This window comes from Calderihabitans maritimus (genome assembly GCF_002207765.1).
In the GTDB taxonomy this organism is placed as follows: Bacteria; Bacillota; KKC1; order Calderihabitantales; family Calderihabitantaceae; genus Calderihabitans; species Calderihabitans maritimus.
Genome location: NZ_BDGJ01000153.1, coordinates 1 through 2,420 on the forward strand (window position 1 = coordinate 1; position 2,420 = coordinate 2,420).

Annotated in this window: 2 protein-coding genes; both read right to left on the bottom strand. The window is 43.5% G+C overall.

Annotated features, from left to right (window positions below; all coding sequences use genetic code 11):
* Window positions 1–339: 339 nt before the first annotated feature.
* A complete protein-coding gene (gene yunB, locus KKC1_RS11760) occupies window positions 340–1,002 on the bottom strand; it encodes a sporulation protein YunB (RefSeq protein ID WP_202820063.1) in 663 nt (220 codons plus the stop codon).
* Between the two features lie 113 nt (window positions 1,003–1,115).
* Window positions 1,116–2,342 (bottom strand): tyrosine--tRNA ligase, encoded by a 1,227-nt coding sequence (gene tyrS / locus KKC1_RS11765; protein ID WP_088554642.1) that lies wholly within the window; start codon window positions 2,340–2,342, stop codon window positions 1,116–1,118.
* Between the last annotated feature and the right edge of the window lie 78 nt (window positions 2,343–2,420).

Below are 2,420 nucleotides of genomic sequence, written 5' to 3' on the forward strand. Positions count from 1 at the left end.
GTTGGGGTAAGATGTTTTGTTTGATACCCTAAAACGACCTATTTGTGCTTGCTTCCGCACAGCGCAATTGGCTCAGACAAAAAGAAGGACTGTCCCTACTATCTGGCGAATATTTAATATGAGACCTCACACTCCTTTCATTCCCCCTTTGGGGGTTTTTTTGATGAGGTCTCTTTTCTATTTTCGGGAAGCCGTTCTCTTTCTCGTACCTAATTAAAATTTTATGTGGCCTAATACCGGGGTCTAAAGTAATGTTGTTTGCTCTCACGGGTATTATTATAACCAGGTATACATAGGTATACTACGCTATGTTATTTTGTACAAGCGTAGCCGGAATTATTATTTCGGCCAAAGAGACTTAAAAAGACTTCCTTCTTCCAAATTAACCTGCAAATAAGTTTTAGGTACGGGACCTACAATGATGGCATCGGCAATCGGGACCTTTGAGAAAACATCTACTTCAGAGCTGATGAAAGGAATCACCACTTTGACTTTACTCTTAATTTCAAGATATATGCGGTGTCTAGTCTGATTTATACCTGCTTCCTCAAACTCGTCTATCGGTACAGCCTGCACCGTTCCTACCGGAACTAACTCTAGTTTTATGCCCGGACCGTAATTTGCCAGTAACTTGCTCCCTAAAACCTGTCCAAGAGGTATACTGAACTTTTCATTGGCTAATTTCTCTAAAGCCTTTTGAACGGCCAGTACCGCCTCTGATTGTATCCGGGCAACTTTTACTAGATTGGGCTCCATAAAAACTACTTGTTGATTTGCGTTCTTTTCCAGGTAGATAAGATCTCTATAATTTGTCTGGGTGACAACCTTTTCCAATACAGCATTATGAATAGCTTCCGTAGCCGTCCAATTGGCCTGAGCTTCCGCAAAAGCAACGATGGTGGGCTTAAGGCTTAATTCCAAAATGAATACAATGACCAATGCCAAAAAAAATAGCAGCCAAGGCAACCGCAGGATAAACAGTTTTTTTCTCCTGCGCCGCAAGAACTTCCACCTACCTCTTGCACCAGTCCTATACTAATTAATATATGTTCCTCGCCCCTAAAAGGTGTGAAAAAAATAACCTACCTATGATAAGGTAGGCCTCTGGAACAATCCTAAACCAGTTTAATGCGGGCAAACTTGCGCTTCCCAGCACGTAAAATCATTCCATCCTCTACCATAACTTCCTCTTCCTCAACCACCTTTTGATCTATTTTAACGGCTCGTTGTTTTATCAACCGTCTTCCTTCACTGGAACTAGGAGCCAAGCCGGCAAGCACTAATAATTTGGGCAACCATATTTTACCTTCCGACAACACAGATTTATCCAATTCAACCAGAGGTATTTCATCCGGCAGGTCTCCTTGCTGAAAAACTCTCTTAAACTCTTCCTCCGCCACTCTGGCTGCTTCAGTCCCATGGTAGAGACCTACTATTTCCCGCGCCAACCTCATTTTAACATCCCGAGGATGTAAGTAGCCTTCCCTTAGGCCTCTCTCAATCTCCTTTATTTCCTCCAAAGGCACGGTGGTAACTAACTCAAAATATCTAACCATGAGCTCATCGGGTAGAGACATAGTTTTACCGTACATCTCCCCCGGAGGCTCGTTAATACCGATATAGTTGCCCAAACTCTTACTCATTTTGTTAACTCCGTCTAAACCCTCCAAAATAGGCATCATAAGGGCCACCTGGGCCTCCTGGCCATACTCTTTTTGGAGATGGCGACCAACTAAAAGGTTAAACTTCTGGTCGGTTCCGCCCAGTTCTATGTCGGCATGGAGGGCAACCGAATCATACCCTTGCATCAACGGGTAGAAAAACTCATGAATACTAATGGGCCTGCCCTCACGAAAACGTTTGGCAAAATCGTCTCTTTCCAACATTCTCGCTACGGTGTATTTGCCTGCCAGCTGGATTACATCTTGAAATTTTAGCGGGGCGAGCCACTGGCTGTTAAAGACCACTCTGGTATTTTCCGGATCTAAAATTTTGAAAATCTGTTCCTTATAAGTTTCCGCGTTGGCCATTACTTCTTCTTCAGTTAGCTGTTTTCTGGTCTCTGACTTCCCGGTAGGATCACCTATACGACCGGTAAAATCGCCAATTATAATAATCACCTCATGTCCCAGTTCTTGAAACTGCCTGAGCTTATGCAATACCACCGTATGTCCCAAATGTATATCTGGAGCCGTAGGGTCCAGACCCAGCTTCACCCGAAGTGGTTTGTTATTCTTTAGGGATTCTTGCAATTTTTTAACCAACTCTTCCTCCGAAATAATCTCAGCTGCGCCGCGTTTAATAATTTGTAACTGTCTTGTCAATTCCTTATCCAGTTCCATACTGAACCGTTCCACCTTTCATAGAAAAATATCTCTACTCAAGGCTTCCTGCTTCCACGACCGGGTGCTCGTAGACCA